9 protein-coding genes are annotated in these 7,686 nt (G+C 39.8%); 1 reads left to right on the forward strand and 8 read right to left on the reverse strand.

Annotation, left to right across the window (positions count from 1 at the left end; genetic code table 11):
* Positions 1 to 133: 133 nt before the first annotated feature.
* Positions 134 to 448 (reverse strand): YbjQ family protein, encoded by a 315-nt coding sequence (locus HC179_RS02140; protein WP_168862833.1) that lies wholly within the window; start codon positions 446 to 448, stop codon positions 134 to 136.
* Positions 429 to 635: a hypothetical protein gene (locus tag HC179_RS02145; RefSeq protein WP_168862834.1), complete on the reverse strand. Its 207-nt coding sequence runs from the start codon at positions 633 to 635 to the stop codon at positions 429 to 431. The genes HC179_RS02140 and HC179_RS02145 overlap by 20 nt, the downstream gene beginning before the upstream one ends.
* A gap of 150 nt (positions 636 to 785) precedes the next feature.
* Between HC179_RS02145 and HC179_RS02150 the strand changes: the two genes are divergently transcribed.
* Positions 786 to 1,445: a spore coat protein gene (locus HC179_RS02150; RefSeq protein WP_481747949.1), complete on the forward strand. Its 660-nt coding sequence runs from the start codon at positions 786 to 788 to the stop codon at positions 1,443 to 1,445.
* 59 nt (positions 1,446 to 1,504) lie between these two features.
* Here HC179_RS02150 and HC179_RS02155 read toward each other — a convergent pair whose 3' ends face one another.
* From HC179_RS02155 to HC179_RS02180, 6 genes are all read right to left on the reverse strand, one after another.
* Complete coding sequence (locus tag HC179_RS02155) at positions 1,505 to 2,008, reverse strand: peroxiredoxin family protein (protein ID WP_168862835.1); 504 nt, start codon at positions 2,006 to 2,008, stop codon at positions 1,505 to 1,507.
* A gap of 15 nt (positions 2,009 to 2,023) precedes the next feature.
* On the reverse strand, positions 2,024 to 2,695 hold the full coding sequence (locus HC179_RS02160; RefSeq protein WP_168862836.1) for a haloacid dehalogenase type II: 672 nt from the start codon (positions 2,693 to 2,695) through the stop codon (positions 2,024 to 2,026).
* Between the two features lie 144 nt (positions 2,696 to 2,839).
* On the reverse strand, positions 2,840 to 3,664 hold the full coding sequence (locus HC179_RS02165; protein ID WP_168862837.1) for a DUF2935 domain-containing protein: 825 nt from the start codon (positions 3,662 to 3,664) through the stop codon (positions 2,840 to 2,842).
* A gap of 99 nt (positions 3,665 to 3,763) precedes the next feature.
* The gene (locus tag HC179_RS02170) at positions 3,764 to 4,936 is read right to left on the reverse strand and encodes a Ger(x)C family spore germination protein (RefSeq protein WP_168862838.1); all 1,173 of its coding nucleotides are present in this window, start codon (positions 4,934 to 4,936) and stop codon (positions 3,764 to 3,766) included.
* Positions 4,933 to 6,399: a spore germination protein gene (locus HC179_RS02175; RefSeq protein WP_168862839.1), complete on the reverse strand. Its 1,467-nt coding sequence runs from the start codon at positions 6,397 to 6,399 to the stop codon at positions 4,933 to 4,935. The genes HC179_RS02170 and HC179_RS02175 overlap by 4 nt, the downstream gene beginning before the upstream one ends.
* A complete protein-coding gene (locus HC179_RS02180) occupies positions 6,396 to 7,478 on the reverse strand; it encodes an endospore germination permease (protein WP_168862840.1) in 1,083 nt (360 codons plus the stop codon). Before HC179_RS02180 ends, HC179_RS02175 begins: the two co-directional genes overlap by 4 nt.
* Positions 7,479 to 7,686: the final 208 nt, after the last annotated feature.

The following is a 7,686-nucleotide window of genomic DNA, read 5'->3' on the forward strand; positions in this document are numbered from 1 at the left end:
TCAAGCACCGCCCCTAGGAAAGCGAAGCCATTTGTGGAGATCAACAGCGGTATTTAGAGCCAATACCTATGACACCTAAATTGTTCGTCTTTTATTAGGCTTTTTTAGTTTTGTCCCAGCCTCTTTCTTTTTTCTACTCCACCGTTACAGCCGTCCCGTACGCAATGATCTCAGAGGCATTTGCCATCACACTTGAAGTCTCCAATCGCACACAAATAACCGCGTTCGCTCCTTTGCTTTTCGCATCTTCCACCATCCGGCCGATTGCTTTTTGACGAGCCTCCTGCATCATTTCTGAGTATTCCTTAATCTCCCCACCGACAATGGTTTTTAATCCAGCCAAAAGATCCTTCCCAATATGCTTGGACTGCACCGTGCTTCCTTTGACAAATCCCTTTAGATCCACAATCTTTTTCCCAGGTACAGACTCAGTAGTCACTATAATCATTTTTGTCATCCTCCTCTTTTTCCTTGGCCCGCTCCACAATCAGCACAATGAAGAGTGCGATGATTGCAAGCACGTAGAATATGTAAAACAAAACCCCTAACCAAATATTAACGACAAGCAGTGCCAAACCGACCACTTGTCCCAATATTGATACAAGTAATAGCACCTTCTTCACAGTTTCAATCATCTTTTTCCCTCCACCAATAACTATTCACCATCCAAGATGAAACTCCTGTCCACTATGGAAAGTATATTTTCTCCCAATCCTTTTCATACATGATTAGGCCAACTTTGCTCATCATAAAGATGAATGCCACTTTAAGGAGAGATGAAAACGATGCAAAACCAACCTAACCAGCAAGGACAAAATATGAATCAAAATCAAATGCCGCCAAATATGAATATGAATATGCCAGGTTCACAAACGGCAAGCACAAACCATGGTGGACACGAGCTATATGATGCTCATGAAGTGATTGCTACGATTATCAATATGTTGGATCAATACCAAATGTATGAGCAGCATATCCAGGATCCAGTGTTAAAAGATATCCTGACACGACAAACAGCATTTGTAACCCAGATGTACAATACGATTGTGGAAAGCTTCCGTACCGGTCAAAAGCCATCCGTTTCCACTCAAGTCTATAAAATGACCCAAACACATGATGTAGTGTATGGAATTCAACCGACACAGCCGAAAAAACCGAATCAGTCAGTGAGTGACCTTGCTGACAACGGCCTTTCCGCTTATATGCTTGGTCACACAAAAGGACTTGCAACTCTTCTTGCCATGACGGCACTTGAAATGACCAATCCGGTGTTGCGTCGTGTTGTTGCAGACAGCGTGCCAAACTTCATTGAAATGAGCTATGAGATATTCTTGTACCAAAATAAACATCAATACTACCAAGTGCCACAGCTAGCTATGCAGGATATGAATACGATGCTACAAAGCTATGTGACAGTCCCTAATCAAGGGCAAATGCCACACTGACATAAAAAACGACTCCTGCAAATGTTATGCTGGAGTCGGTTTTTCTATTAGCAACATGTCTATTTAAGATTCTTTCCAATATATTTCACAATCTTACGCAATTCAGATACAGATGGCCTGCCAAATGGACTTGTCTGCTTTTGTTGATAGAGTAGCTTTCCCTTTTCATCTACAAGGAAGTAGGCTGGTTCTCCATGAATACCGTGATCTTCATAAGGGGCATCTTCTCCATGATAGTAAACACCATACGCCTCTAACGCTTCAAGATTTGGATCTGATAGTACCGGCATAGTCAGGTCGTATTCCGACACCATGTCCTTTAGTTTTTCCACCTCTTCTGTAGAAATGGCCAAGACATGAACCTTTTTATCCTCAAAATATCCTTTGCTTTCCTCTAATTCCTTCAATTCATTTTGACATACAGGACACCATGATCCGCGGAAAAATACAATCAAATGCCATGCCTCATGCTCCTTTTGGTGAGATTCAAACGAGAAAGTCTCCCCTGTTGTTTGAGTGAGTTTAAATTCAGGTGCTTTGTCTTTTAATTTAAGATATCCCATATTCGTTTCCTCCTTTTATTTCAAATTCAAAATGCCATCTAGTGAATCAAATGTGTGATCTGGGACTAATCCCAATTCTTCTTGCGGCAAATGGTTTCGGTTAATCCAAGCAGTTTGAAAACCAAAGTTTTTGGCACCGCTAATATCCCAACCATTTGAAGACATGAAAAGTACCTCTTCTCTTTTTACATCCAACACTTTCAGCACACTTGTATAGGAAGCTGGTGTAGGTTTATACTGCTTGATGTCATCGACACTGATGACGTGATCGAAATAGTTGTTCAATCCTGCTTGTTCCAACAAAGGCTCCAGCATGTCACGTGACCCGTTGGAGAATACCGCCAGAACCTTCCCTTTCTCTTTAAGGGTGCTTAATACATTCTGCACTTCCTCATAGGCACGCAGAGGAATATATTGTTCTAAGAGAGAATCCACTTCTTTGTGAGAATAAGAAATGGACAGTTGATTTAAAGCATACTTCAGAGAATCCTCTGTTACGTCGGAGAACTTTTCATAATTCCCCATCAGTTGACGAAGGAATGAGTACTCCAATTGTTTTCTCCTCCATATTTCACTAATCTCCACTCCTCTCCCATCAAATAATTCATCCGCTTTTTCTTTTACAGAATGAACATCGAACAGGGTTCCGTACACATCAAACACGAATGTTGTGATAGTTGAGTGCAATATTTAACACTTCCTTTAATCGTTGTCTCTTTTTAAATTTCCCCCTGTAGGAAAATGTAAACAGCTTTATATGCTAAAAATGTTCTTAATAAAAAAACAAACACACCTTCGAGAGTTGGTAGGTGTGTTTGTTAGTATTTATCCTCAACCTCTCACCGTAGGCTTCGTCAGCTTACATGCCGGATAGCTAATAGACGGTGCGTAATAAGATAGCTTTCTCATAAAATAGCATGATTCGGGAAAATGATGTTCGAGGAATCGTAGGGTGCTTTGGTTAATGAGTTCGTCGTTCAGATAAAGTTCCAGTACTTCAGATACCAAATTATTAAACTTCACTACCTCCACCGACACTTCCTTCGCGAATCGCATCTGGGCAGGGAAGCCAGGTTCTGCAAAATGGAGATAGCCTTCCATCATGTCGTTTTTCACAATAAACTGCGAGAACCTTCCTCTCACTTGATTGGCCCTTTCAACCAGTGCAAATTCCACTCCATCTAGCATTCTCAATAATAAGGCGGCGTGCCCCAATTGATCATCTAGCCACATGCTTAACAATTCAACAAGTGTTAACGCACGATAGTCTTCCCCCTGAACGTAGCTTTCTAAGATCCTCAAATACTCCCTATTTTCCAAAAGCGTCCCGTTCAAATAAGTTGGAGTCAAATTCAAGTTGACCTTGTTGAAAAGTCTTAGGTTTAATAGGTTTCCTTCAAACAAGTAATACTTGTAAGCCACCTCATTTGCCATTTCTGAAAGCCTGATCATAGGTCTCGAATCCACAGGGGCGTCTTTCGGAACCTTCTTCAGCTCCCGCTCCACTTTTCCAAAAGTCTCAATAAATGTTTCCGCCTGCTTGACCCATTTCTTTTCTTCCGGAGATAGATAGTCTCTTATAAAATAGGCATGATCCTTTAAGATGCCAAGCCAAAATTCATGCTCTTCCCAGGGAGTAATTGGTTCATAGCTCATTTTGTCCCCTCCTCTTTATACAACTTATTTAATAGGAGTGGTTTTCATGATAAGGAAAAGCGCAGTTTACATGGTTAACTAAGCTGCGCTTTTCTGAAATCAATCTATATCTTCCATATTTATCGTACGGTTTTTGAGCGCTCCAGAATGAATGACCTTTACATTTAAATCGATTTCCTCCAACAAATTATCTGATAATATAAATTCTCCCTCATCTAAAATTGAATTCCACATCTCATTCTTATTTCTGAATAGGATATGCTCCAATCGAAAAAAATCCGTATCATTCTGTACACCTAGATTGAATAAATCCTTAATTTCCTTATGTATTTCTTCCTTTAAACCCGCTTCCATTTCTTTCAAACTTACAATTTTATTTGCATCTCTATTTGATATGATTCCCTCAAGAGAAACCTGCACATCGAAGCGGGGCGAGCCCACACCTTCAATCGGTTTTATATCCACCTTATTTTTCTCAAAAACAATATTAAAGTCTGGCTCTCCCCTATTGTCCATCACTTGTATTGCAGCTCTTTCCATCTCAGGGGTAACCCAGCGAAGTCCTTTCAGTACCTCAAGCGTATAGAAGCCTTTGAATTCTTTATTTTTAAGAAAAAAAGCCCCATCTATTTCCAGTTTCGGATCAGGTTCCATATTATGAACCCAATGGTTCTCATTAATATGGATAGATGGAAGATAGGTGGTTAGGGCTGGTTCATATAATTCTCTTACAAACTCTTGAAGCTTTATTGGACGGATAGTAGAACTTTGTTCATAAGTACCCAAAGGACGGTGCATAATGGTTGCTAATGCTGATTGATTGAAGAAGCTTGTGGTAGAAAAAACCTCCTTGATGGGGGCGGTTGTTCCAAAGATCCACGTTGTTAAACGGAGCTCGTAATATCTTGTCAGCACATCAAAAATATGATGGAACCCTTCTTCCAATGCGGTTTCACTGACTAGAATCGTATTTACGTGTGCCCAAAGGAGCCGTTCTTGTGAAGTATTATATGCTAGGGAGAGTGCTTCATCGAATGTTTTCCCTTTAGTTTCTGAGACCCATACAGAAGGTTTCCCGCTGCTGCCGTTAGCTCCTTGAGAATTGAAACTGATTAACTGAATATATCCTATATATTCACCATCCCTGAAATCCACTCCGATTGCGGTAACATAGTTCAAGTTTTGAACCTCTTTGATATCTGTGCAGCTTGTTAGAAACAAAAGAAGGATTACCAGTATTCCCTTCATCATCATTTGAAGGTTCGCTCTCATTCTTCCTGTCCCCCTTTCCGTTGTGCCATTTGTGCTTTAAACTGACGGTTTTTAAAAGGGTTAACAAGCAAAGCTGATAAAATATCCTTTAAATTTAACGTGGAAACCGGTTCTAGATACCCCACCTTAAATGACTCCAATCGAGCCAAGTAAAATAAGATGCTAAATAAACCTAAAAACACTCCATAGATACCCAAAAACACACCTAACAACATTATATAAATTCGTAATACACTTACGGTCCCTGTCAGTGATTGGTTCACCAGAGTGAAGGTTGCTACCGCTGTCAAAGCAACCACTACAATCATGGTGGCAGAGGCCAAACCAGCTCTTATTGCAGCGTCCCCAATAATCAATCCCCCTACTATTGCAACTGTCTGTCCCACTGCTTTTGGCATCCTGATTCCGGCCTCTCTTAGCAGCTCGAACAACCCCAGTATAAAGAACGCTTCCAATCCTAACGGTATCGGCAGCCCTTCTCTCGATAGGGAAACGGTATTTAAGAGTTGAAAAGGAAGCTGATCCACATTTACAGAAGATATGGCAATCCAAAAACCCGGCAGCATAACCGCTATAAGAAAACCAATAATTCGAAATATCCTTTGAAAGGCCACAGTATGATACGGATAATGAATATCTTCGGGTGATTTTAACAAAACAAAAACATTATTAGGCCCAATCAATATCATCGGGGACCCATCAACAATGACTATGAACCTTCCCCGCAAAATACACTCCACCGCAAAGTCAGGGCGCCCGATATAATCAAATAATGGAAATAATGAAAAGGTGCGGTTTGACAACCATTGCTCCAATTGTCCACTACTTACCAAGCTTTCTGTTTCCATTTGCTCAAGCCTACTTCTTACCTCACTCAGCATCTCCTTATTTACCCTATCATCCAGATACATTAGAGAAACTGCTGTTTTACTTATCGTTCCAATTTCAAAATTTTCATTAAACAAATAAGGAGATTTCAACCTTTTACGGATAAGGGCTGTGTTGATCTTAAGCTCTTCAGTAAATCCGTCTTTCGGTCCTTTGATGGAAACCTCTGTATTGGATTCGGAGGGCCCCCTTTTTGGCACATCGGTAAGTTCAAAAGCCAGAAAGTAATTCTTGTGTGGTTGAAATACGATAAAATACCCTGAGAAAACTTTATCGACTAACCCACTCATGGAACTCACTTTTTCCATTGGAGGTAATTCGCTTTCAACAATAGCTTCCTTTTGAATTTGAACATACTCTACTATAGCGTGAAAATACTTATTTACTTGGCTGATATCTACCATTCCCACGCAATAAAAAGCGGAAAGTTCCCTATTTTTCTCTTCTATTGGAATAAAATGGATATCTGCATAATTTTCAAAGTAAGCTTCCAATTCACCATTAAGAAGGTTGTGTTCTTTCAAAAGAGCATCTAATGTTTCCAGTCTTAGACATGGTGATGATGAATTCCTCATATAGTACCCGTTCCCTTCACCTTTTGCGGAATAAAGCTTATTACAAGCAAGCCTATGGTAAGAATCATTCCAATCAGCAGTAACCCAGGATAAAAATAATTACCAATGGCATTTTGCATCCAAAGATCGCTAATTGGCAAAATGCCTACAAAGAGTAAACACGAGGAAGATGTCCAGAATATGACAGACTTCAACTTATTTGATGTAAACGCGATATCCTTAAGGAAATACAAACATAAAGCAACCCTGATCACCGAACCTGATATTAATTGAAAAACTGCAAAAAAATCTAAATGGGAAACATGTTCCCCAAGCTCTACTAATCGCCACTGTTCTAATGCCGGAAAGCGCAAAACCGCTGCAATATTAGGTCCAAACGAAGCAATAGCCCCAAGTAAAGGCCCTAAAATAAGTCCAATTAATATTGTAACCAATAGCAAAAGCTGCCAAAGCACAAAAGGCTTCTTCAAATAGTGTTGCAAAAGCAGTATCAGCAGAATATCCACACTGCCTCCAAGAACGACCGTAATACCGCTAATGATTGGAGAACTACCATTCACAAGGATTGGAAACATATAGGAGTAATCCTTATTAGACATGGTAGAAAATGCTACAAAATAGCCAAGAACCCATACAATTGGCAATAAAAATGTAGCGCTGTACACAATAGTCTTTAAATTTGAACTAGCCCCCCAAACACATAATAGGAGGAAAGGAAGGACGACAATCCATTGTGGTGTGAGAGGAAGAAAGTATATCTTAATGGATGTAATAAAATCATAAAATGATATAAAAGCAATGATGGAAATATGGAAGAAATAGATGAACATGATACTGGCGGAAACAACTCTTCCCGCGCGTTTAGCAATCCAGGTAGAGAGCTTCATATTTTGTTTATTTCGAGACATGATGAAATATAGAACCATCCCCCAAATCAGCAGGATACCATACCCTGCCAACACACAAACCCAAGCATCTCGCTTTGCTACAAATAATAGATGAGGCAACATAAGAACATGATTAGAAATCCCGATAAACAGAATGATGACAAATGATAGTTGTAGACGGGAAAAAGTCATGTTGTTTCCTCACTTTCAATCGATGGTAGTATTTAGTAGTATGAGTGGAAACACTTCAATTATTCAAAAACTCATAGTAAAAAAGAGGCTGGGACAAAACTAAAAAACCTTAATAAAAGACGAACAATATAGTTATCATAGGTATCGACTCTAAATAACGCTGTTGATTTCCACAAATGGCTTCGCTTTCCTAGGGGCGGTGCTTGAG

The organism is Bacillus sp. RO1, assembly GCF_012524115.1.
Lineage (GTDB): Bacteria > Bacillota > Bacilli > Bacillales > Bacillaceae_I > Sutcliffiella_A.